Raw genomic sequence first — 23661 nt, forward strand, 5'->3', positions numbered from 1 at the left:
TCGGCGAGAGGCGGTCAGCCGTACGTGATGGGCTCGATAGCATCAAGCACCGGCCCGGACGGGGGATCGATGCCATCCCCTGAGCCGTGTCCGCCCTGGGGCGCCCCGTCCGCCGGTCCGTGCAGCCGGAGGTGCCCATGAATGCGGAGGCCGTGAATCCCGCGAGCCCAGGCCCCGTGACGCCACCGACCGCCGGCGCCGCCGGCCCGGCGGCGCAGCGCAGGAAGGCACGCCCCCGGATCGACCTGCGCCGTCTGGGCCGTGCCGCGCTCCTCGGCACCACCGCGCGCGACCGGCTGCCCGACGCGATCGGCCACGTCGTCGAGGCCCACCGGGCCCACCATCCCGACGCCGACCTCGACCCCCTGCGCCGCGCCTACCTGCTGGCCGAGTCCTCCCACCGCGGCCAGATGCGCAAGAGCGGCGAGCCGTACATCACCCACCCGCTCGCCGTGACCCTGATCCTCGCCGAACTCGGCGCGGAGACGACGACCCTGACCGCCTCGCTCCTCCACGACACCGTCGAGGACACCGACGTGACGCTGGACCAGGTCGGCGAGGAGTTCGGCGCCGAGGTCCGCTACCTCGTCGACGGCGTCACCAAACTGGAGAAGGTCGACTACGGCGCCGCCGCCGAGCCCGAGACCTTCCGCAAGATGCTCGTCGCCACCGGCAACGACGTCCGCGTGATGTCGATCAAACTCGCCGACCGGCTCCACAACATGCGCACCCTCGGCGTCATGCGCCGGGAGAAACAGGAGCGCATCGCCAAGGTCACGCGGGACGTCCTCATCCCGCTCGCCGAGCGGCTCGGCGTCCAGGCGCTCAAGTCCGAGCTGGAGGACCTCGTCTTCGCGGTGCTGCACCCCGAGGAGCACGCGCGCACGCGCGAGCTGATCGCCGAGAACGCGGCACGCGCCGACGACCCGCTCGCCGCCGTCGCCGACGAGGTGCGCAAGGTGCTCCGCGAGGCCGACATCACCGCCGAGGTGCTCATCCGCCCCCGGCACTTCGTCTCCGTGCACCGCGTCTCCCGCAAGCGCGGCCCCCTCTCCGGCGTCGACTTCGGCCGCCTGCTGGTCCTCGTCCAGGAGGACGCCGACTGCTACGCCGTCCTCGGTGAACTGCACACCTGCATGGCGCCCGTCGTCTCGGAGTTCAAGGACTTCATCGCCGTACCCAAGTTCAACCTGTACCAGTCGCTGCACACCGCCGTGGCCCGCGCGCAGGACGGACAGGTCGTCGAGGTCCTCATCCGCACCCATCAGATGCACAAGGTCGCCGAGGCCGGAGTCGTCGCGCTCGGCAACCCCTACGCCACTCCGGCGGAGGAGCAGGGCACGGGCGACGGCGAGCGCGTCGACCCCACCCGGCCCGGCTGGCTCTCCCGGCTGCTCGACTGGCAGCGGGGCGCTCCCGACCCCGACACCTTCTGGTCCACCCTGCGCGAGGACCTCGCCCAGGACCGGGAGATCACCGTCTTCCGTCCCGACGGCGGCACCCTCGGCCTGCCCGAGGGCGCGACCTGCGTGGACGCCGCGTACGCCCAGTACGGCGAGGACGCGCACGCGGCCATGGGCGCCTACGTCAACGGCCGCCTGGCGACGATGAGCACGGTGCTCCGGGACGGCGACACCGTGCAGCTCCTGATGGGGCAGGACCCCGCGTCCGAGCCCTCCCGGGAGTGGCTGGAGCACGCCCGCACGCCCACCGCCCGGATCGCCATCCAGCGCCGGCTCGCGGCCCGTCCGGCATCGGCGCCCGCCGGCACCGAGGACGCGAGTTACGAGCGGCCCGCCGAGCCGGCACCGGGCGCGGACGCCCCCGCCCCGCGCCCGGCCGCCGCCGGACCGGCGACCCGCCCCGCGCCCGCCGACGTGCTCGTCGACCGGCCCGGCGCGACCGTGCGGCTGGCCCGCTGCTGCACCCCCGTACCGCCCGACGAGATCACCGGTTTCGCCGTGCGCGGGGGAGTGGTGACCGTGCACCGCGCGGAGTGCGCCGTGGTGACGCGCATGAAGAGCGGGGGGCGTCCGGAGATCGGGGTGCGCTGGGGCGAGTCCACCGGGTGCCGGGTCACGCTGCTCGCCGAATCGTTCGGTCGTCCGCACCTCCTGGCCGACCTCACCGAGGCCATGGCCCTCGAAGGCGCCGAGATCGTCTCGGCGACCGTCGAACCCCCCGACCGGCAGCGGGTCCGTCACACCTACACCGTGCTGCTGCCCGACGCGGCCAGGCTGCCCGCCCTCATGCGCGCGATGCGCGACGTGGCCGGCGTCTACGACGTGAGCAGGGCACAGCCGCAGCCGGCGAGCGCCTGAGCCGGAGCGGCGCCGGGCCCGCCGGGAGCGGACCGGGCAGGGCGTTACCCGTTCGGGTGCTCCGGGCGCGCGCCGTCACCGCGGCGCACGCGCGCGCTGATAGCCGTGGGGGATGCTGCACACCCCCCACCCCCCGGCTTCCCGCCCCCGCACGCGAACCCGCCGCCGGCTCAGGGCCGCGGCGCTGCTCGCCTCGGCCGTCTCCGTATGCCTGGTCGCCGCGAGCGCACCGCCGACCCCGCTGGGCGTCGGCGACCGGCTCTTCCCCTACCTGGGCAATCCCGGGTACGACGTGACCGCGTACGACCTGTCCTTCACCTACTCCGGGAACAACGGCAAGCCGCTGCAGGCCGCCACCACCATCGACGCCCGCACGACGGCGGATCTGGACCGGATCAACCTCGACTTCGCCCACGGGAAGGTCGCGTCGGTCGAGGTCGACGGCGAGCCCGCCGACTTCACCACGGCCGGCGAGGACCTCGTGGTCACGCCCGTGGAGCCGCTCGACGAGGGCGAGCGGACGCGGATCACCGTGCGGCACAGCAGCGACCCCGTGTCTCCCGAGGACCGGCCGGGCGGCTGGGTGCGCACCGCCGACGGGCTGGCCATGGCCAACCAGGCCGACGTCGCCCACCTGGTGTTCCCCTGCAACGACCACCCCTCCGACAAAGCGCGCTTCACCATCCGGGTCACCGCCCCCGACGGGCTCACCGTGGTCGCGAACGGACTGCCGACGGCCGTGGACCGGGCCGGCGGGTCGGCCACCTGGACGTACCGGACCGCACACCCCATGGCGACCGAGCTGGCCCAGGTCTCCATCGGCCGCTCCACCGTGCTGCACCGCACCGGCCCGCACGGACTGCCCGTACGCGACGTCGTGCCGACGAAGCACCGCGCGGCACTCGAACCGTGGCTGAAGAAGACCCCCGGCCAGATCGCCTGGATGGAGAGCAAGGTCGGGCCCTACCCCTTCGAGACCTACGGCGTGCTCATGGCCGACGCCACCACCGGCTTCGAACTCGAGACGCAGACGCTGTCCCTCTTCGAGCGGGAGCTGTTCGACGACCCCGCCTACCCCCGGTGGTACGTAGAGTCGATCATGGTGCACGAACTGTCCCACCAGTGGTTCGGCGACAGCGTCGGCCCGCACTCCTGGTCCGACCTCTGGCTCAACGAGGGCCACGCCACCTGGTACGAGGCCCTGTACGCCGAGGAGAAGGCGGACAGGCCCATGGAGGCGAGGATGAAGGCCGCCTACGGCGCGTCCGACCGCTGGCGCACGGCGGGCGGGCCCCCGGCCGCGCCCAGGCCGCCGGAGAAGGGCGACAAGATCGGCATCTTCCGGGCCAACGTCTACGACGGGGCAGCGCTCGTGCTCTACGCCCTGCGCCAGGAGATCGGCGCCCCGGCCTTCGACCGCCTCGAACGGGAATGGACCGCCCGGTACCGGGACCGCACGGCGACGACCGCGGACTTCGTCCGGCTCGCCTCCCAGGTCGCGGGCCGTGACCTGGGCGACTTCTTCCAGGGCTGGCTGTACGGGGCGAAGACCCCGCCGATGCCCGGCCACCCGGACTGGAAGCCGACGGAGGCCGACAAAGCCCCGATGGCCGACCCCGGCAAGGCCCGCGGGTAATAAGCCGGTGACGAGACGACCCGTGCCGTGCGACCATCATCGGGACGGCGCGGCACGGGCACGGGAATGTCTCCGGCGGCCCGCGCGTTGTGTCCGGTGTCGCGGGTATCAGTGCCGCGCGACACCTCTCCCGACTACGTAAGGATCCAATGACCTCCTCTTCTTCCCCCTCCCAGGACACCAAGCGTCTCGCGCAGACCTACCCCGAGGGCCTCCGGGCCGATGCCCTGATGGAAGAGGACGTCGCCTGGAGCCACGAGATCGACTCGGAGTGGGACGGCGAGCAGTTCGACCGCTCCGACCGCGCGGCTCTGCGCCGGGTGGCGGGCCTGTCCACCGAGCTCGAGGACGTCACCGAGGTCGAGTACCGCCAGCTCCGTCTGGAGCGGGTCGTCCTCGTCGGCGTCTGGACCACGGGCACCGTGCAGGACGCGGAGAACTCCCTCGCGGAGCTCGCCGCCCTCGCGGAGACCGCCGGCGCGCTCGTGCTCGACGGCGTGATCCAGCGCCGCGACAAGCCCGACGCGGCCACCTACATCGGCTCCGGCAAGGCCCAGGAGCTGCGCGACGTCGTCCTCGAGACGGGCGCCGACACCGTCATCTGCGACGGTGAGCTCAGCCCGGGCCAGCTGATCCACCTCGAGGACGTCGTCAAGGTCAAGGTCATCGACCGCACCGCCCTGATCCTGGACATCTTCGCCCAGCACGCGAAGTCCCGGGAGGGCAAGGCGCAGGTCGCGCTCGCCCAGATGCAGTACATGCTGCCGCGGCTGCGCGGCTGGGGTCAGTCGCTGTCCCGGCAGATGGGTGGCGGCAAGGGCGGCGGCCTCGCCACCCGCGGCCCTGGTGAGACCAAGATCGAGACGGACCGGCGCCGGATCCGCGAGAAGATGGCGAAGATGCGCCGGGAGATCGCGGAGATGAAGACCGGCCGCGAGATCAAGCGCCAGGAGCGCCGGCGCAACAAGGTGCCGTCCGTGGCCATCGCGGGCTACACCAACGCCGGCAAGTCCTCGCTGCTCAACCGCCTCACCGGCGCGGGCGTGCTGGTGGAGAACGCCCTGTTCGCCACCCTCGACCCGACCGTGCGCCGCGCCGAGACCCCGAGCGGCCGCCTGTACACCCTGGCGGACACCGTCGGCTTCGTCCGGCACCTGCCGCACCACCTGGTCGAGGCGTTCCGCTCCACGATGGAGGAGGTCGGCGACTCCGACCTGATCCTGCACGTGGTGGACGGTTCGCACCCGGCCCCGGAGGAGCAGCTGGCCGCCGTGCGCGAGGTGATCAGGGACGTCGGCGCCACCGACGTGCCCGAGATCGTCGTGATCAACAAGGCCGACCTGGCCGACCCGCTGACGCTCCAGCGGCTGATGCGCGTCGAGAAGCGGTCCATCGCGGTCTCTGCCCGCACCGGCCGCAACATCGACGAGCTGCTCGCGCTGATCGACAACGAGCTGCCGCGTCCCTCGGTCGAGATCGAGGCGCTCGTGCCGTACACCCACGGCAAGCTGGTGGCCCGCGCCCACGACGAGGGCGAGGTGATCTCCGAGGAGCACACTCCGGAGGGCACCCTGATCAAGGTCCGGGTGCACGAGGAGCTGGCGGCGGAACTCACGCCGTTCGCTCCGGCGCCGCTCGCCTGAGGAGCATGACGACCGAGGGCCCGCCCCCTGCCGACGCAGGGGGCGGGCCCTCGGCCCGTGCGGATCACCGACCGCCGTAGGTCCTGCTCATGTCCTGGTGCATCGCCTCGGCCTCCTTCGCGGACCTCGTCCGGCCCGGCTTCCACGGGCCCTCCGTCACCGGGTTGACGGAGTCCTCGGCCTCACCGAGCCACTGGTCCGTCGGACGAACCTCGTGGAAGGCGCGGCGGGGTGCCGGCGTCCGCCCGGCGCACCCCGTCGCCCCGTGTGCTCAGCGCCCGGTCACTGACCGGCGAACTTGCCGCTGACCGCCTCGTACACGCCCTCGGCCTCCTCGCCGAGGCGCGGACCGGCCAGCCAGCCGGCCGTCACCGGGCCGATCGAGGTGTTGGACACGAGCGCCGGCTTGCCGTCGGAGCCCGCCGCGACCCAGCCGCCGCCGGACGAACCGCCGGTCATGGTGCAGCCGATGCGGTACATCGTCGGGTCCGAGGCGCTCAGCGACAGCCGGCCCGGCTTGTCCGCGCACTGGAACAGCTTCTGGCCATCGTACGGCGGCGCGGCCGGGTAACCGGTCGCGGTGATGCTCTCGACCTGCGGCACGGCGGGCGCCTTGAAGTCCACCGGCAACGCCGAACCGACCGTCTCCTCCAGCGACTTGCCGTCACCGCCCTTCTCCGGCGTCACGTGGATGACCGCGAAGTCGTACGAGGCGCCGTCACCGCCCGTCGCACCGCCCTGCTCGATCCACTGGTCCGAGGTCTGCGCCCAGTCACCCCACCACACGCCGAACGGAGCGACCTCCTCCTTCGTCGCGTTCTCCAGCTCGGCGGTCGACCTGCCGGAGTCGTTGTACGACGGCACGAAGGCGATGTTGCGGTACCAGCCGCCCTTCTTGCCCGCGTGCACGCAGTGGCCCGCCGTCCACACCATGTTCGACTTGCCGGGGTGCGCCGGGTCCTGCACGACCGTCGCCGAACAGACCATGGTGCCCTCGGGGGAGTCGAAGAACACCTTGCCGGCCGTGGCGGCGTTCTCGTGGTACGACGGCGCTACGGCCTCGGCCTGGACCGGCTGCGGCTCCGGGTCGGTGACGCCCTGGTCACCGGAGAGGTCGCTGTCGTCGACCTCCTTGCCGGGCTCCTCGGCGTCCCGCATGCGGTCCGGGTCCCAGAGGTCCTCGATGATCGGGTTGACGTAGTCCTGCGCCTCGCGCAGCCAGTCGTCCTTGTCCCAGTTCTTCCAGGCGCCGTTCTTCCACTCGTCGATGTCGATCCCGTGTTCCTTGAGCTTGTCCTTGATGCGGTCCGGGATCCTGATCTCACCGTTGCCGCCGTCCGCCGTGGACGCGGAGGCCGACGCGTCGCCCCCCGCCTCGGCGTCGCCCGACTCGCAGGCGGTGGCGGTGAGGACGAGTGCCGAGACGAGTGCCACGGCGGCCGGTACGGGGGAGGTCCTGCGCCGCCCGTTCCTGTGCCCGCGCGTGGTGAACGACGGCCGTATGGATCGCATGGTGTTGACTCCCCCAGCTGTGAACGAGTGGTGCTGCGGCCGTGCTTGCCGCCGGACCCGGGTCGGGCCCGCGCGGTCCGCACGGCGTCCTGGAACGGCACCACACACTATGCGGTCGCTGTGGGGGAGTTCCGACGGAACGGCAACGGTTGCGTCACGGCAAGGATCTTGGAGCAACCCGTAACCCGGTGAACGGCCGGGGGTTGGTAGCGGTGGGGGGCCTGCTGTCCGGACGCGGTCCCCATGCCGAGGGCGGCGACGAGGGCGGCACGCGACGCGCCTGTGGACAGCGGGAGGACAGGGAACCGTGGCGGAAACCGTGTGCGGGGAGCGGGCGTTCGAGGCCGGGAGCGCCGGGCGGTCCGCCGGCCGGAGCCCGGCGGGCGGGGCGGCCCCCCGGGCGCGCGCCGTGCCCCAGGGCGCACCGAAGCGGCAGCCGGCGCGTGAGTCCGCGGCCCGCACCTACGCGCGCGCCCTGCCGATCGTGCCGGTCCGGGCCCGGGGCCTCACCATCGAGGGCGCGGACGGCCGGCGTTACCTGGACTGCGTCTCCGGCGCCGGGACGCTGGCACTGGGACACAACCACCCCGTCGTGCTGGAGGCCATCCGCAAGGTGCTCGACTCCGGAGCCCCGCTCCAGGTCATGGACCTCACCACCCCGGCGGAGGACGCCTTCGTCACCGAGCTGCTGCACACCCTGCCGTCCGGACTGGCCGACCACGCGCGCGTGCGGTTCTGCGGACCGGCCGGCACGGACGCGACCGCCGCCGCCGTCGGACTCGTCCGCGCCGCCACCGGACGGGACCGGGTGATCACCTTCGCCGACACCCACCACGGCACGCGGGCCGAGGAGTTCGCGGCACCGGGCGACACCACCGGCGCGCGGTTCGTACGCCTGCCGTACCCGCGGGACCACCGCCGCGCCCCCGGATCCGGCGGGGAACACGGGGCCGGGCCCGCCGCCCCGCGGGCCGCGTCCGTACTCGGCGGCCACCGGCCGGAGCAGGCGCTGCCCGCCGGGCTGCTCGTCCGACCGGTGGACGGCGAGGGCGGGGTGGTCCCCGCCCCCGACGCCTGGTTGCGGTGCGTCCGGCGGATCACGGCCGAACGGTCCGTGCCGCTGATCGCCGACGAGACCGAGACGGGAGCCGGACGGACCGGAGCCTTCTGGGCCGTGGAACACAGCGGGATCACCCCGGACGTGCTCGTCCTGTCCAGGGCCGTCGGCGGCAGCCTGCCGCTGGCCGCGCTCGTCCACCGCGACGACCTGCACGGGGAGGACGCGGGTGCCGGTGCCTTCCGCGGCAACCAACTCGCCCTGGCCGCGGGCACGGCGACCCTCGCCCACATCCGCACACACCGGCTCGCCGAACACGCCCGCTCCGTGGGCGCCCGCATGCTGGCCCGACTGCGGGACCTGGCCGAGGAGTTCCCCTGCGTCGGTGACGTGCGCGGACGGGGACTGATGATCGGGATCGAGCTGGTGGCGGCGGACGGCGGGCACACCGCCGCCGACACCACCGTGCGGGGCCCCGCGGCCCCGCAGACGGCCGCCGCCGTCCAGCGGGAGTGCCTGCGACGCGGGCTCATCGTGGACCGCGCGGGCCCGTCCGAGAACGTCGTACGACTCGCTCCGCCGCTGACCATCACCGAGGAACAGGCGACGGCGGTACTGGACCGACTGACCGACGCGGTGCAGGCGGTGGCGGCGGCACCGCCACCCGGTACCGGCCGTGCCCCGTCCTGCGGGCCGGGCGCCCCGCGCTGATGCCCGCCGCCCCCGCCGCCCCGCACAGCACGTCATCGAGGACCCGCGTTGCCCATCACCCCCGCGCCCGAATCCGCCACCGCCACCGCTACCTCCTCCGTCCCCGGGCCCCAGGGCCCCGCGGACCCGAACCGTCCGGTTCGCTCCGTCCCCCACCGTCCGGCCCCGGATCGCCCGGTCCCGGATCGCCGGGCCCCGGATTGCTCGGCCCCGGAGCGCCCGAGACCGGATGGTCAGGGCCCGGACGACCCGGGCCGGGACGATCCCGGCCCGCACCGCACCGCACAGGCCGCCACCGTGGAGAACCTGCTGCGCTGCTGGACCCGCGAGGCCGGCCTTCCGGCGCCGGCCGACGGCCTCCTGCGCGTGCCGCTGCCCGCCAGCGGCACGGCCCTGGTCGTCCCCGTCCTCTACTGGTCCCCGACCGGACGGCACCGCTTCGGCCCCGCACGCCTGGCCGGCGCCCCCGTGTCCGCACCACCGGCGGACGCGGTGACGGTCGCCGCGCTCCTCGCGAGGGAGGCGGCCGGGGACGCGGGCGCCCACGGCACCGAGCTCGTCGCGCGCGTGGCCGACTCCGCCCGCCGTACCGCCCTCTTCCTCCGCGACCGCCGCGACCGCCCCGGCGACGGCCCCGACCTCTTCCTCGCCGCCGAACAGGCCCTCCTCCTCGGCCACCCCTTCCATCCCGCCCCGAAGAGCCGCGAAGGGCTCACCGACACCGAGGTCCTGCCGTACTCACCCGAACTGCGCGGTTCCTTCCCGCTGCACTGGCTGGCCGTCGCGCCCTCCGTGCTCGCCACCGACTCGGCCTGGACCGAACGCGGACGTCCGGTCGCCGCGTCCCGGCTCACCGCACGCCTCGCCGGAACGGGCCCGGCACTGCCGGACGGCCACGCGGCCCTGCCCCTGCACCCCTGGCAGTTCCGCGAGGCCCGCCGGCGGCCCGAGACCCGGGACCTGCTGGACGCCGGACTGCTGCGGGACCTCGGCCCGCACGGCGATCCCTGGTACCCCACGTCCTCCCTGCGGACCGTCTACCGAAGCGGTGCCCCCGCCATGCTCAAGCTGTCCCTGGCGCTGCACATCACCAACTCCCGCCGGGAGAACCTCCGCAAGGAACTCCACCGCGGCGTCGAGGTCCACCGCCTGCTGCGTGTCGGCCTGTCCCGGCGGTGGCGGGCCGCGCACCCGGACTTCGACATCGTCCGCGACCCGGCCTGGATCGCCGTCGACGGACCGGACGGCACGCCCGTGCGGGGGCTCGACGCCGTCATCCGGCACAACCCGTTCCGCCCCTCCGACGACGTCTCCTGCGTCGCCGCGCTCGCCTCGCCCGGCCTGCCCCGGCCGGCCGACGGCGCGGACGGGAGCGCCCCCGTCGTGAGCTCCCGGCTCGGCGAGACCGTCACCCGCCTCGCCCGGCGCACCGGCCGCCCCCGCGGTGCGGTCGCCGCCGAGTGGTTCCTGCGGTACCTCGAACACGTCGTCCGCCCCGTGCTGTGGCTGGACGCGGAGGCCGGCATCGCCCTGGAGGCCCACCAGCAGAACACGCTGCTCCTGCTGGACGCCGACGGCTGGCCCGCCGGCGGCCGCTACCGCGACAACCAGGGCTACTACTTCCGCGAGTCCCGCCGGGCGGAACTCGACGCCCGGCTGCCCGGCGTCGGCGTCCGCAGTGACACGTTCGTCCCCGACGAGGTCACCGACGAGCGCTTCGCCTACTACCTCGCCGTCAACAACGTGTTCGGCCTCATCGGAGCCTTCGGCTCCCAGCACCTCGCCGACGAACGGCTGCTGCTCGCCGCCTTCCGCCGCTTCCTCGGCCGGCTCGCCTCGGGTCCGGCCCCGCTGCGCAGCCCGCTGCCCGCCCGCCTGCTCGACTCGCCCGTGCTGCGCTGCAAGGCCAACCTGCTGACTCGGCTGCACGGCCTCGACGAACTCGTCGGTCCGGTCGACACCCAGTCCGTCTACGTCACGATCGCCAACCCCCTGCACTCCTGAGCACCCGACGACCACGCCCGACCCCGCCTTCCGAAAGGAGCGACACCGTGGCTTCCACCGACGCGGGCGCCGACGCCCCCGCCGCCCTCGGCACCGACCCGGAGTCCGGCACGGACACGGACGGGGACGACACCCTCGACCTGCATCTGCCCGAGGAGTTCGTCGCCCTCTTCCGGGAACCGCCGGCCGGCTCCCGTCCGGACCCGGGCGCCGGCGACGACCTGCTCGACCGCGTCGCCGACTGGGGCCCGACCGCCACCTCCGCGGGCCTGTTCCGGCTGGTGCCCGTCCGTGCCGATCGGGACGTCGCGCTCATCGGCCGCTGGATGAACGACCCCGCCGTGGCCGCCTTCTGGGAGCTGACCGGGCCGCAGAGCGTGACCGAGGACCACCTGCGGGCCCAGCTCGCCGGCGACGGACGCAGCGTGCCGTGCCTCGGCCTGCTGGACGGGACGCCGATGAGCTACTGGGAGATCTACCGGGCCGACCTCGATCCGCTGGCCCGGTACTGTCCCGTCCGGCCGCACGACACGGGCATCCACCTCCTCATCGGCGACGCCGCCGACCGCGGACGGGGCCTCGGCACCACCTTGATCAGGGCCGTGGCCGACCTGGTCCTCGCCAGGCGGACCGGCTGCACCCGCGTCCTCGCCGAACCCGACGTGCGCAACACGCCGTCCGTCGCGGCCTTCCTGAAAGCCGGGTTCCGGCTCGCCGCCGAGGTCGAGCTGCCCGCCAAGCGAGCCGCCCTCATGGTCCGGGACCGGTGCGCGCGAGAGCTGTCCTAGGCCTGCCCGACCCGACCCGTCCCGCCTGCCGAGGAGGCCACCCTTGTCCCCGCCGTCCCCTCGTCCTCTCCCGGCCCCGCTCCCCACCACCCTCACCCGTCTGTCGGTCCCGGGCCGTAGGGTGGTCGCGCTATGACGAAGCCCTCACTCCCCGAACTCCTGCACGCCGCCGTCACCGCCGTCGGCGGTACGGAGCGCCCCGGCCAGGTGGCCATGGCCGAAGCCGTCGCGGAAGCGATCGACAGCGGCTCCCATCTGCTGGTCCAGGCCGGCACCGGCACCGGAAAGTCGCTGGGGTACCTCGTGCCCGCGCTGGCGCACGGGGAGCGGGTGGTCGTGGCCACGGCGACCCTGGCCCTGCAGCGCCAGCTGGTCGAGCGGGACCTGCCCCGCACGGTCGACGCGCTCCATCCGCTGCTGCGCCGCCGCCCGGAGTTCGCGATGCTCAAGGGCCGGTCGAACTACCTGTGCCTGCACCGGCTCCACGAGGGCGTTCCGCAGGACGAGGAGGAGGGCCTGTTCGACCAGTTCGAGGCCGCCGCCCCCACCAGCAAGCTGGGCCAGGACCTGCTGCGGATGCGGGACTGGGCGGACGAGACGGAGACGGGCGACCGCGACGACCTCACGCCCGGCGTCTCCGACCGAGCCTGGTCGCAGGTGTCGGTGTCCTCGCGGGAGTGCCTGGGCGCCTCGAAGTGCGCCTACGGCGCGGAGTGCTTCGCGGAGACGGCCCGGGAGCAGGCCAAGCTCGCGCAGGTCGTCGTCACCAACCACGCGCTGCTCGCGATCGACGCCATCGAGGGCGCGCCGGTACTGCCGCAGCACGAGGTGCTGATCGTCGACGAGGCGCACGAACTGGTCTCCCGGGTCACCGGCGTGGCCACCGGCGAGCTCACTCCGGGCCAGGTCAACCGGGCGGTGCGGCGGGCCGCGAAGCTCGTCGACGAGAAGGCCGCCGACCAGCTCCAGACGGCCGCGGAGGGCTTCGAGCGGCTGATGGAGCTGGCCCTGCCGGGCCGGCTCGAGGAGATCCCGGAGGACCTCGGCTACGCCCTGATGGCGCTGCGCGACGCCTCCCGCACGGTCATCTCCGCGATCGGCGCCACGCGGGACAGGTCCGTGCAGGACGAGGACGCGGTCCGCAAGCAGGCACTGGCCTCGGTGGAGTCCGTCCACGACGTGGCGGAGCGGATCACGAACGGCTCCGAGTGGGACGTCGTCTGGTACGAGCGCCACGACCGCTTCGGCGCGTCCCTGCGCGTCGCACCGATGTCCGTCTCGGGCCTGCTGCGCGAGAAGCTCTTCACCGACCGCTCCGTCGTGCTGACCTCGGCGACGCTGAAGCTGGGCGGCGACTTCAACGGTGTCGGCGCCTCGCTCGGCCTGGCTCCCGAGGGGACGGAGGGCGACGACCTCCCCCCGTGGAAGGGCGTCGACGTCGGCTCGCCCTTCGACTACCGCAAGCAGGGCATCCTGTACGTCGCCAAGCACCTGGCACGGCCCGCACGGGACGGCGACCGCGGCGACATGCTCGACGAGCTCACGGAGCTGATCCAGGCGGCCGGCGGCCGCACGCTGGGTCTGTTCTCCTCGATGCGGGCGGCTCAGCTGGCCGCCGAAGAGCTGCGTTCCCGCATCCCCGAGTACCCGATCCTCCTCCAGGGCGAGGAGACGCTCGGTGAGCTGATCAAGAACTTCGCCGCCGATCCGAGGACCTGTCTGTTCGGCACGCTGTCCCTGTGGCAGGGCGTGGACGTCCCCGGTCCCAGCTGTCAGCTGGTCGTCATGGACAAGATCCCGTTCCCGCGCCCCGACGATCCTCTGATGAGCGCTCGCCAGAAGGCGGTCGAGGAGGCCGGCGGCAACGGCTTCATGGCGGTCGCCGCCACACATGCCGCGCTGCTCATGGCGCAGGGCGCCGGACGCCTCGTCCGCGCGTCGGGCGACCGCGGTGTGGTCGCCGTCCTGGACCAGCGGCTGGCCACGGCCCGGTACGGGAGCTATCTGAAGGCGTCACTGCCGGACTTCTGGTTCACCACGGACCGCAACCAGGTGCGCAAGTCGCTGGCCGCCATCGACGCGGCGGCGCGGCAGGCTGAGGACGGCTGAGGGGGCCCGGACAGCGCGGGGCCCCGGAACCGGCGCAGAGGTTCCGGGGCCCGGTCGGTACCGGCGGGCCGCTGTCGTGCGGGATCCGTCCGGTGTGGCGCTCAGACGCGGCGCAGTACGGCCACCACCTTGCCGAGGATGGTCGCGTCGTCTCCGGGGATGGGCTCGTACGCCGAGTTGTGCGGGAGGAGCCAGACGTGCCCGTCCTCGCGCTTGAAGCGCTTGACGGTGGCCTCGCCGTCGAGCATCGCGGCCACGATGTCGCCGTTCTCGGCGACCGGCTGGCGGCGGACCGTGACCCAGTCGCCGTCGCAGATGGCGGCCTCGATCATCGAGTCGCCGACGACCTTGAGGACGAAGAGCTCGCCGTCACCGACCAACTGCCGGGGCAGGGGGAAGACGTCCTCCACGGACTCCTCGGCGAGGATCGGACCACCGGCGGCGATGCGCCCGACGAGCGGGACGTACGACGCGGCGGGCTTGCCGGCGGTGTCCGTGGGCTGCACGGTGGCGGCCTGGTCGGAGCCGCGCACCTCGTAGGCGCGCGGGCGGTGCGGGTCGCGGCGCAGGAAGCCCTTGCGCTCCAGTGCCATCAGCTGGTGTGCGACGGAGGAGGTGCTGGAGAGGCCGACGGCCTGGCCGATCTCCCGCATCGACGGCGGGTAGCCCCGCCGCTGCACGGAGTCCCTGATGACCTCGATCACCCGGCGCTGGCGGTCGGTGAGGCCCGAGCTGTCCGCCCGGATGCCGGGAGGTCGGCCCGGCAGGGAGCGCTTGGGCCCCTCGGGATTCATGGCGTCGCTCATGGCGTGTACCGGCTCAGGTCGGCCCTGGGGGCGGTCCTGGGCAGTGATGGTGGCACTGTCGGCGGTGGTGGTCACGTCGGCCCCTCTCGATGGTCTCCCTGCTGCACAACGGTAGTAGCTTTCGAAAGGTTGCGCCAAACACACGTTCGAGTGAAAAAACGCGAATCGCCCACCCGGAGAAGGGGTCCGGGTGTATAGCCATCGCGGCGTCCGGGGGGTGCGAAGGCCCGTTGCTGTACCCTCGCCGCCGGGCGGCGACCTCGCCGATCGTCGCCCCCAGTCTGTCATCGGGCGTCCCGTCCGGCGGGGGCCGGCGCCCATCTGTGCGGTAGTCCCACGGCCCCTCCCCGGGGCGCCCACCGTATCTCCGCATGCGCCGGGGCGGCGGTGCGGGCGCGTCCGGCGCGCGTCCCCGTGCGGTACGGGGGCCCACGTCCCTCGTATACACGGGTGCGACACGCGTGCGAGGCGTGAATGCATGGGTCAAGCACCACATGTAGTGGTTGGATTACGGGAGCAGCCCACAAGTTGTGGTGCCCCTGGTCTTCGGGCCCGCCGTGATCGCCTATGCTTGAGGCTGCTTCGAGGGGCCTGAAGGGCCTCCTGGGGCTCTTTGGTCTGCTGTGAGGAGGGTTGGGAATTCATGCACTGCCCCTTCTGCAGGCACCCCGACAGCCGCGTGGTCGACAGCCGTACGACCGACGACGGCACGTCGATCCGCAGGCGCCGCCAGTGCCCCGACTGCTCCCGTCGTTTCACGACCGTGGAGACGTGCTCGCTCATGGTGGTGAAGCGGTCCGGGGTCACCGAGCCGTTCAGCCGCATCAAGATCATCAATGGTGTGCGCAAGGCCTGCCAGGGCCGGCCCGTCACCGAGGACGCGCTCGCCCAGCTCGGCCAGCGCGTCGAGGAGGCGGTGAGGGCCACCGGAAGCGCCGAGCTGACCACCCACGATGTGGGACTGGCCATACTCGGCCCGTTGCAGGAGCTCGACCTCGTCGCCTATCTGCGGTTCGCCTCGGTCTACCGGGCGTTCGACTCGCTCGATGACTTCGAGGCCGCGATCGCGGAGCTGCGGGAGGCGACGGGGCACCCCGGCGGGGCCGGTGACGAGGCCGGCCCGGGGAGCCAGGAAGACGACCGCGGGTCCACGGGGACGGCACAGGTCCCCGAACCCGCAGGCGCCGCCGACTGACCGGCGGCCGGACCCGGACGCAGGAACCGGGCCCGGCGGGCGGCGGCGAGTGAGAAAGACCTGTCGCGGGCGGATCCAGAGGGGCCCGCGACACCAGACAGAACACCGTGCCACGGGAACAATCGGGGCACTTCAGGGCGTTTTCGTCCGTACATGGGAGGCGGCATGACAGAGACGGCGAGCGGTCCGGCACGGAGCTCCCGCGCCAAGGGCACCAAGGCGGGCAAGGGACTCCACGTCGAGCGCGTCCACACCACCCCCGGGGTCCACCCCTACGACGAGGTGGCCTGGGAGCGTCGTGACGTCGTCATGACCAACTGGCGCGACGGCTCGGTCAACTTCGAGCAGCGCGGCGTCGAGTTCCCCGACTTCTGGTCGGTGAACGCGGTCAACATCGTCACCAGCAAGTACTTCCGCGGTGCCGTCGGCACCCCGCAGCGCGAGGTGAGCCTGAAGCAGCTCATCGACCGCATCGTGAAGACGTACCGGAAGGCCGGTGAGGACCACAAGTACTTCGCCTCGCCCGCCGACGCCGAGATCTTCGAGCACGAGCTGGCCTACGCTCTCCTGCACCAGATCTTCAGCTTCAACAGCCCGGTCTGGTTCAACGTCGGCACGCCCCAGCCGCAGCAGGTCTCCGCCTGCTTCATCCTGTCCGTCGACGACTCCATGGAGTCGATCCTCGACTGGTACAAGGAAGAGGGCATGATCTTCAAGGGCGGTTCCGGCGCCGGCCTGAACCTTTCCCGGATCCGCTCCTCCAAGGAGCTGCTCTCCTCCGGCGGCAACGCCTCCGGCCCGGTCTCCTTCATGCGCGGCGCCGACGCCTCCGCCGGCACCATCAAGTCCGGTGGCGCCACCCGCCGCGCCGCCAAGATGGTCATCCTCGACGTCGACCACCCCGACGTGGAGGATTTCATCGAGACCAAGGTCAAGGAGGAGGAGAAGATCCGCGCCCTGCGCGACGCGGGCTTCGACATGGACCTGGGCGGCGACGACATCACCTCCGTCCAGTACCAGAACGCCAACAACTCCGTCCGCGTGAACGACGAGTTCATGAAGGCGGTCGAGCAGGGCGGCAAGTTCGGCCTGCGGGCCCGTATGACCGGCGAGGTCATCGAGGAGATCGAGGCCAAGTCCCTCTTCCGCAAGATGGCCGAGGCCGCCTGGGCCTGCGCCGACCCGGGCATCCAGTACGACGACACGATCAACCACTGGCACACCTGCCCGGAGTCCGGCCGGATCAACGGCTCGAACCCCTGCAGCGAGTACATGCACCTGGACAACACGTCCTGCAACCTGGCCTCGCTGAACCTGATGAAGTTCCTGAAGGACGACGGCAAGGGCAACCAGTCCTTCGAGACCGAGCGCTTCCAGAAGGTCGTCGAGCTGGTCATCACCGCGATGGACATCTCGATCTGCTTCGCGGACTTCCCGACCCAGAAGATCGGCGAGAACACCCGCGCCTTCCGCCAGCTCGGCATCGGCTACGCCAACCTCGGCGCCCTGCTGATGGCCACCGGCCACGCCTACGACTCCGACGGCGGCCGCGCCCTCGCCGGCGCCATCACCTCCCTGATGACGGGCACGGCCTACCGCCGCTCCGCCGAGCTCGCCGCGGTCGTCGGCCCGTACGACGGCTACGCCCGCAACGCGGACGCCCACCAGCGCGTCATGAAGCAGCACTCCGACGCCAACGGCACCGCCGTGCGCATGGACGACCTGGACACCCCGGTGTGGGCCGCCGCCACCGAGGCCTGGCAGGACGTGCTGCGCCTCGGCGAGAAGAACGGTTTCCGTAACTCGCAGGCGTCCGTGCTCGCCCCGACCGGCACCATCGGCCTGGCCATGTCCTGCGACACCACCGGCGTCGAGCCCGACCTCGCCCTGGTCAAGTTCAAGAAGCTCGTCGGCGGCGGCTCGATGCAGATCGTCAACGGCACCGTCCCGCAGGCCCTGCGCCGCCTGGGCTACCAGGAGGAGCAGATCGAGGCGATCGTCGCCCACATCGCCGAGCACGGCAACGTGATCGACGCCCCCGGCCTCAAGCCCGAGCACTACGAGGTGTTCGACTGCGCCATGGGCGAGCGCGCCATCTCCCCGATGGGCCACGTCCGCATGATGGCCGCGATCCAGCCCTGGATCTCCGGCGCCATCTCCAAGACGGTCAACATGCCGGAGTCGGCGACCGTCGAGGAGGTCGAGGAGATCTACTACGAGGCCTGGAAGCTCGGCGTCAAGGCGCTCGCGATCTACCGGGACAACTGCAAGGTCGGCCAGCCGCTCTCCGCGAAGACCAAGGAGAAGGAGAAGGCCGAGGTCACCGAGAAGGCCGAGGAGACGATCCGCGCCGCGGTCGAGAAGGTGGTCGAGTACCGCCCGGTCCGCAAGCGCCTCCCGAAGGGACGCCCCGGCATCACCACCTCGTTCACGGTCGGTGGCGCCGAGGGCTACATGACCGCCAACTCCTACCCGGACGACGGTCTCGGCGAGGTCTTCCTGAAGATGTCCAAGCAGGGCTCCACCCTCGCGGGCATGATGGACGCCTTCTCCATCGCGGTCTCCGTCGGCCTCCAGTACGGCGTGCCCCTGGAGACGTACGTCTCGAAGTTCACCAACATGCGCTTCGAGCCGGCCGGCATGACGGACGACCCGGACGTGCGGATGGCGCAGTCGATCGTCGACTACATCTTCCGCCGCCTGGCGCTGGACTTCCTGCCCTTCGAGACCCGCTCCGCCCTCGGCATCCACTCGGCCGAGGAGCGCCAGCGGCACCTGGAGACCGGTTCGTACGAGCCGTCCGACGACGAGGTCGACGTCGAGGGCCTGGCCCAGTCGGCACCGCGCGCCCAGGAGCTGAAGGCGGTCGCCACGCCGAAGGCCGAGGCCGAGGTGGTCAAGCCCGCTCCGAAGGAGGCGCACACCAGCGCCGAGCTGGTGGAGATGCAGCTGGGCATCCAGGCCGACGCCCCGCTGTGCTTCTCCTGCGGCACGAAGATGCAGCGGGCCGGTTCCTGCTACATCTGCGAGGGCTGCGGCTCGACCAGCGGCTGCAGCTGATCGGTAGGACCCCATGAGTGAGGGGGCGCCGGCCTTGGCCGGCGCCCCCTCACCCCTTCCACCGGTTCAGGGCCTGCGAGCCGCGCCCATGACACCGGTGAACGTCGCCGGGTCGCCCTCGAAGCCGTGGACACCGGGACGGAACTCCCACGCCCCCGTCCCGTCCCGGACGAACTCCGCGACCGTCGCCGCCGTCGCCGCCGGAACACCGTCGAAACCGTCCTCGGCCAGCACGGTGTAGCCCTCCCGGATGCGCAGACCCGGGTTGGTCACGCCGTCGAACGTCCGCCGCCCGGAGCGCTGTTGGATCACGACCCCGACGACCACGCGCGCGTACCGGGCGTCGAGCCGCTCCAGCTCCAGCGTCATGACCTCGTCGTAGCCGAAGCCCTTGCCGTCCCTGCTGTCCCGATTCAGATAGATCGTGCCGTCGGGGGAACGGCTGTCGAAGTGCACCACGTAGGAGGGACCACCGTACGGATCGTCCGCCGGGTAGGTTCCGGCGACGACGTCCAGGTCGGCGGGTGGCGCTCCCGCCGGACTCGGGTCCCAACGCAACGCGACCTCGACCTTGCGGATCCCCTTGCTGAGGGCGTTCACAGACTTCCCCTTCCCCGGTACTGCCTTGCCCCGCCACCCCAACTGCCGAGCAGTGTCGGCCGGTTGTCCATCCTGCCATGCACCCGGACGCGGCAGCGGGAGAGCAGTCCGCCGGACAGTGACCGGCGCCACGCCCCCTGGCCTTACCATGGCGCGGTGCTGGTCAAGTGGATTCGCTGCACCGTGGTAGACCGCCGCGGTTTCGAGCGGGGGCAGCGGAAGTGGGCGGGGCTTCCGGGGGAGCCGGGTTTTCGGGGGCAGGGGGGCGGCTGGAGCCGGGGACGGCCGGACGTGGCGCACGTCTTCGCCTTCTGGGAGAGCAGGGCCTTCTACGACTCCTTCATGGCGCGCTCGCACGACCGGCTCGCCTCGGCCCAGGCGGGCACCTTCAAGGACGCCCAGGTCAGACTCTTCGACCACCGGTTCGACGTGAAGACCGGGTTCGAACCCCGTTTCACGGACGCCGACCTGCTGCGGGTGGCGCTCTGCCGCGTCCACGAGGACCGGGCCGAGCACTACGTGCTGATGCAGGAGAAGGTCTGGAACCCCGCGATGGCCGGCTCGCCCGGCATGATCCGCGGACTGTTCGGTGAGGCACCCGGCAACGAGTACCTGGTGCTGTCGATGTGGCGGTCGGCCGCCGAACACGGCAAGTACCGCGCCGAGAGGGTGGAGCGGCTCGCCCTGCGCGCCCAGACCGAGGCCGACATCGCGGCCCTCACGGGGGACATCGTGCAGCTGGAACCCTCCTGGACCGTGTGACCTACGCCGTACGGGGCAGGCGGGAGTCCTCGGTTCCCCGTTCCACGATCTAGGGTTCTGACATGGCACGACCACGGCGCATCGTTCTCGTCCGGCACGGCGAATCGGTCGGCAACCACGACGACTCCGTCTACGAACGCGAACCCGACCACGCGCTCGCCCTGACCGAGCAGGGCTGGGCGGAAGCCGAGGAGACGGGCAAGACCCTGCGCGAGATGTTCGGCCGCGAACGCGTCAGCGTGTACGTCTCCCCGTACCGCCGCACCCACGAGACGCTGCGCGCCTTCCACCTCGACCCCGAGCTGATACGGATACGCGAGGAACCCCGGCTGCGCGAGCAGGACTGGGGGAACTGGCAGGACCGCGAGGACGTGCGCCTGCAGAAGGCCTACCGCGACGCCTACGGCCACTTCTTCTACCGTTTCGCGCAGGGCGAGTCCGGCGCCGACGTCTACGACCGGGTCGGCGGCTTCCTGGAGAGCCTGTTCCGCAGTTTCGAGGACCCCGACCATCCGCCGAACGTCCTCATCGTCACCCACGGACTGGCGATGCGCCTGTTCTGCATGCGGTGGTTCCACTGGACGGTCGCGGAGTTCGAGTCGCTGTCGAACCCCGGCAACGGCGAGTTCCGGATGCTCGTCCTGGGCGAGGACGGCAAGTACGCCCTGGACAGGCCCTTCGAACGGTGGCGGAAACCGGAGCCGTACGGGATCACGGGATAGGGTGGCAGGGCGATGACGGCTCATTCATCTCCCGACGAGCGCCTGGACCGGGCGCTGGCCAGCCTGCGCGGACTGTCGGTGGGGGACGCGCTGGGCTCACAGTTCTTCGTGCCCGTGAACTACCCGCTGCTGGGGCGCCGCGAGCTGCCGCCGGGGACCTGGCAGTGGACCGACGACACCGAGATGGCCGCCTCCGTGGTCGCCGTCCTGGCCGCCCACCACCGCATCGACCAGGACGCCCTGGCACGCTCCTTCGCCGAGCACCACGACTTCGACCGCGGCTACGGCCCGGCGGTCAACCGGCTGCTGCGGTTGGTCCGGGAGGGTGGTGACTGGCGCGAGCTGGCCGCCGCGCTCTTCAACGGCCAGGGGTCCTGGGGCAACGGTGCCGCGATGCGCATCGCCCCCCTGGGCGCCTGGTACGCGGACGACCCGGAGCAGGCGACGCACCAGGCCGAGATCTCGGCCTACCCCACGCACCAGCACCGCGAGGCGGTGGTCGGCGCCATGGCCGTCGCCGCCGCCGCCGCGCTGGCCGCGTCGGCCGGCGGCCCGCCCGAGGGGCACGCGCTCCTCGACGGGGTGATCGCGCTGGTACCGAAGAGCGCCGTCGCCGCCGGGCTGCGCCGCGCCCGGGACATGCTCGACTACGGCGACGCGGCCACCGTCGCCGCCGTACTGGGCTGCGGCAGGCGTACGACCGCCCACGACACGGTGCCCTTCGCGCTCTGGTCCGCCGCGCGGGCCCTCGGCGACTACGAGCGCGCCTTCTGGACGACCGCCCAGGTCGGCGGGGACGTGGACACGACCTGCGCGATCGTGGGCGGGGTGGTCGCCGCCGGCCGGGCGGGCGCGCCGCCGGCCGAGTGGGCGGCCCGCACCGAGGCGCTGCCGAGCTGGACGGCCGGCGCGGACGGCTCTGCCGGATGATTCGTCGGCCCCTGCCCCGCTCGGCGGGGCAGGGGCCGACGAATCACGCCTGGAGTCACGCCTGACGCACCCGGCCGCCGGTGCTTCGGGGCCGGCCCGGCCGCGTTCAGCCCATCCCGGGCCCGGCCGTGCCGGCGAGGGCCTCCAGGTCGCTCTTGCGGACCCGGATCACCAGCCACGCCGTGGCCAGGGCGAGTACGGCCATGGCGGCGGCGGGGACGAAGGCCGCCGAGATCCCCTCGGCCAGTACCTCGTGCCCCCAGGGAGCGGGCAGTTGGTGGGTCCTGGCGAACTCCGCCTTCTGCTCGGCCGAGCCGTTGGCGAGGAAGTCCGGCAGTACCTTGGCCGCCTCGTCCTTGCTCGCCGTGCCGAACACGGTCGTCAGGATGGCCAGACCGATCGATCCGCCCACCTGCTGCATCGCGTTGAGCAGTCCGGACGCCGCGCCGGCTTCGTGCTGGGCGACTCCGGAGACCGCGGTGAGCGTCAGGGTCACGAAGTTCAGGCCCATGCCGAAGCCGAAGATCAGCATCGGGCCGAGCACGCCGCCCACGTAGGAGCTGTCGGAGCTGATGAGGGCCTGCCAGCCCAGTCCGAGCGTCGCGAGCGCCGAGCCCGCGAGCATGAACGGCTTCGGGCCGAAGACGGGCAGGAAGCGCTGCGACAGACCCGCACCGATCGCGATCACGACCGTGACCGGCAGGAAGGCGAGGCCGGCCTGGATCGGGGTGTAGCCCAGCACGTTCTGGACGAAGAGCACGATGTAGAAGAACATGCCGAACATCGCCGCTGCCAGGCACAGCATGATCACGTAGGTGCCGGAGCGGTTGCGGTCGGCGAACATCCTCAGCGGGGTGATCGGCTCCTTGGCCCGCGACTCGATGAGCGTGAAGGCCAGCAGCAGTACCGCCGCCGCCGCGAAGGACCCGATGGTGAGGGTGTCCCGCCAGCCCTCGTCCGCGGCACGGATGAAGCCGTAGACGAGGGACGCCATGCCTGTCGTCGAGGTCACCGCTCCGGCGATGTCGAAGCGTCCGGAGTGCCGCTCGGACTCGCTGATGTAGAGCGGCGTCAGCACGGCGATCAGGACGCCGATCGGCACGTTGACGAAGAGCACCCAGCGCCAGTCGAGCCACTCGGTGAGCATGCCGCCCGCGAGCAGGCCGATGGCGCCGCCGCCCGCGGAGACGGCCGCGAAGACGCCGAAGGCCCGGTTCCGTTCCGGCCCTTCCGGAAAGGTGGTGGTGATGAGCGCCAGCGACGTGGGTGACGCGATCGCGCCTCCCACGCCCTGCAGGACGCGTGCCGCCAGCAGCTGCCAGGGCTCCTGGGCGAAGCCGCCGAGCAGCGAGGCGAGGGTGAACAGCAGGATGCCGGTCATGAAGACGCGGCGTCGGCCGAGGATGTCGCCGGCCCGGCCGCCGAGCAGCAGCAGACCGCCGAAGGTGAGCGTGTAGGCACTGACGACCCAGGTGAGGTCGGTGGTGCTGAAGGCGAGTGCTTCTTGAATGTGCGGGAGGGCGATGTTCACAATCGTCGCGTCGAGTACCACCATGAGTTGGCAGGCCGCGATGACCGTGAGCGCGATGCCGGGACGCCCCTCCCGGCGGGCGGCTCCCGGCTTCTGGTCTTTGATCAAGGAAGAGGTCGTCACTATGTGTCCCCCACGAATGACTTAGTGAACGGTGGCGTTCACTGTTGCGTCAACGGTAGTGACTCCCCGACAGTGAACGCAAGCGTTCACTCGCGACGTCGTCGCGCGTTCCGTCCCCCGTCGTGGGCGCGTCGCGTCTCCGCCCCCCGAA

Annotated in this window: 16 protein-coding genes; 12 read left to right on the plus strand and 4 right to left on the minus strand. The window is 72.2% G+C overall.

The window, feature by feature from the left end; all coding sequences use genetic code 11:
* Positions 1–137 precede the first annotated feature (137 nt).
* From JHAT_RS13410 to hflX, 3 genes are all read left to right on the plus strand, one after another.
* Positions 138–2321, plus strand: a complete 2184-nt coding sequence (locus tag JHAT_RS13410; RefSeq protein WP_077798402.1) for a bifunctional (p)ppGpp synthetase/guanosine-3',5'-bis(diphosphate) 3'-pyrophosphohydrolase — start codon at positions 138–140, stop codon at positions 2319–2321.
* A gap of 112 nt (positions 2322–2433) precedes the next feature.
* On the plus strand, positions 2434–3957 hold the full coding sequence (locus tag JHAT_RS13415; protein ID WP_077798362.1) for a M1 family metallopeptidase: 1524 nt from the start codon (positions 2434–2436) through the stop codon (positions 3955–3957).
* A 149-nt stretch (positions 3958–4106) separates the two neighbouring features.
* Positions 4107–5600 (plus strand): GTPase HflX, encoded by a 1494-nt coding sequence (hflX, locus tag JHAT_RS13420; protein ID WP_077798363.1) that lies wholly within the window; start codon positions 4107–4109, stop codon positions 5598–5600.
* Positions 5601–5882: 282 nt separating this feature from the next.
* Here hflX and JHAT_RS13425 read toward each other — a convergent pair whose 3' ends face one another.
* Complete coding sequence (locus JHAT_RS13425; RefSeq protein WP_077798364.1) at positions 5883–7112, minus strand: serine protease; 1230 nt, start codon at positions 7110–7112, stop codon at positions 5883–5885.
* 307 nt (positions 7113–7419) lie between these two features.
* On the opposite strand from JHAT_RS13425, the gene JHAT_RS13430 reads away from it, so the two are divergent.
* The 4 genes from JHAT_RS13430 to JHAT_RS13445 all read left to right on the plus strand — a co-directional run bounded on the left by JHAT_RS13430 (position 7420) and on the right by JHAT_RS13445 (position 13781).
* Positions 7420–8880 (plus strand): aminotransferase class III-fold pyridoxal phosphate-dependent enzyme, encoded by a 1461-nt coding sequence (locus JHAT_RS13430; RefSeq protein ID WP_375603562.1) that lies wholly within the window; start codon positions 7420–7422, stop codon positions 8878–8880.
* Between the two features lie 48 nt (positions 8881–8928).
* A complete protein-coding gene (locus tag JHAT_RS13435; RefSeq protein ID WP_375603563.1) occupies positions 8929–10884 on the plus strand; it encodes an IucA/IucC family protein in 1956 nt (651 codons plus the stop codon).
* Between the two features lie 47 nt (positions 10885–10931).
* Complete coding sequence (locus JHAT_RS13440) at positions 10932–11672, plus strand: GNAT family N-acetyltransferase (RefSeq protein WP_077798365.1); 741 nt, start codon at positions 10932–10934, stop codon at positions 11670–11672.
* A gap of 132 nt (positions 11673–11804) precedes the next feature.
* Complete coding sequence (locus JHAT_RS13445) at positions 11805–13781, plus strand: ATP-dependent DNA helicase (RefSeq protein WP_077798366.1); 1977 nt, start codon at positions 11805–11807, stop codon at positions 13779–13781.
* A gap of 101 nt (positions 13782–13882) precedes the next feature.
* Here the strand turns inward: JHAT_RS13445 and lexA are convergent, their stop codons facing one another.
* A complete protein-coding gene (lexA, locus tag JHAT_RS13450) occupies positions 13883–14662 on the minus strand; it encodes a transcriptional repressor LexA (RefSeq protein ID WP_077798367.1) in 780 nt (259 codons plus the stop codon).
* Positions 14663–15230: 568 nt separating this feature from the next.
* Here lexA and nrdR point away from each other — a divergent pair.
* Both nrdR and JHAT_RS13460 read left to right on the plus strand, forming a co-directional pair.
* Positions 15231–15782 carry a transcriptional regulator NrdR gene (gene nrdR / locus JHAT_RS13455; RefSeq protein WP_077798368.1) on the plus strand — a complete coding sequence of 184 codons (552 nt, stop codon included), beginning with the start codon at positions 15231–15233 and terminating at the stop codon, positions 15780–15782.
* Between the two features lie 165 nt (positions 15783–15947).
* Positions 15948–18842 (plus strand): vitamin B12-dependent ribonucleotide reductase, encoded by a 2895-nt coding sequence (locus tag JHAT_RS13460; RefSeq protein ID WP_077798369.1) that lies wholly within the window; start codon positions 15948–15950, stop codon positions 18840–18842.
* A 66-nt stretch (positions 18843–18908) separates the two neighbouring features.
* On the opposite strand, the gene JHAT_RS13465 is transcribed toward JHAT_RS13460, so the two are convergent.
* Positions 18909–19442, minus strand: a complete 534-nt coding sequence (locus JHAT_RS13465; protein WP_077798370.1) for a TerD family protein — start codon at positions 19440–19442, stop codon at positions 18909–18911.
* Between the two features lie 156 nt (positions 19443–19598).
* On the opposite strand from JHAT_RS13465, the gene JHAT_RS13470 reads away from it, so the two are divergent.
* From JHAT_RS13470 to JHAT_RS13480, 3 genes are all read left to right on the plus strand, one after another.
* Positions 19599–20204 carry a YdbC family protein gene (locus tag JHAT_RS13470; protein WP_077798371.1) on the plus strand — a complete coding sequence of 202 codons (606 nt, stop codon included), beginning with the start codon at positions 19599–19601 and terminating at the stop codon, positions 20202–20204.
* A gap of 62 nt (positions 20205–20266) precedes the next feature.
* Positions 20267–20926: a histidine phosphatase family protein gene (locus JHAT_RS13475; RefSeq protein WP_077798372.1), complete on the plus strand. Its 660-nt coding sequence runs from the start codon at positions 20267–20269 to the stop codon at positions 20924–20926.
* A 12-nt stretch (positions 20927–20938) separates the two neighbouring features.
* Positions 20939–21856: an ADP-ribosylglycohydrolase family protein gene (locus JHAT_RS13480; RefSeq protein WP_077798373.1), complete on the plus strand. Its 918-nt coding sequence runs from the start codon at positions 20939–20941 to the stop codon at positions 21854–21856.
* Positions 21857–21962: 106 nt separating this feature from the next.
* Here JHAT_RS13480 and JHAT_RS13485 read toward each other — a convergent pair whose 3' ends face one another.
* The gene (locus JHAT_RS13485) at positions 21963–23510 is read right to left on the minus strand and encodes an MFS transporter (RefSeq protein ID WP_077798374.1); all 1548 of its coding nucleotides are present in this window, start codon (positions 23508–23510) and stop codon (positions 21963–21965) included.
* Positions 23511–23661 lie beyond the last annotated feature (151 nt).

Source organism: Streptomyces sp. JHA26, assembly GCF_002005565.1.
Taxonomy (GTDB): domain Bacteria; phylum Actinomycetota; class Actinomycetes; order Streptomycetales; family Streptomycetaceae; genus Streptomyces.

Coding starts and splice junctions, on each gene's coding strand:
- JHAT_RS13425 (WP_077798364.1), bottom strand. CDS start 7,112: ATGCGATCCATACGGCCGTCGTTCACCACGCGCGGGCACAGGAACGGG.
- JHAT_RS13445 (WP_077798366.1), top strand. CDS start 11,805: ATGACGAAGCCCTCACTCCCCGAACTCCTGCACGCCGCCGTCACCGCC.
- JHAT_RS13410 (WP_077798402.1), top strand. CDS start 138: ATGAATGCGGAGGCCGTGAATCCCGCGAGCCCAGGCCCCGTGACGCCA.
- nrdR (WP_077798368.1), top strand. CDS start 15,231: ATGCACTGCCCCTTCTGCAGGCACCCCGACAGCCGCGTGGTCGACAGC.
- JHAT_RS13475 (WP_077798372.1), top strand. CDS start 20,267: ATGGCACGACCACGGCGCATCGTTCTCGTCCGGCACGGCGAATCGGTC.
- hflX (WP_077798363.1), top strand. CDS start 4,107: ATGACCTCCTCTTCTTCCCCCTCCCAGGACACCAAGCGTCTCGCGCAG.
- JHAT_RS13480 (WP_077798373.1), top strand. CDS start 20,939: ATGACGGCTCATTCATCTCCCGACGAGCGCCTGGACCGGGCGCTGGCC.
- JHAT_RS13415 (WP_077798362.1), top strand. CDS start 2,434: ATGCTGCACACCCCCCACCCCCCGGCTTCCCGCCCCCGCACGCGAACC.
- JHAT_RS13460 (WP_077798369.1), top strand. CDS start 15,948: ATGACAGAGACGGCGAGCGGTCCGGCACGGAGCTCCCGCGCCAAGGGC.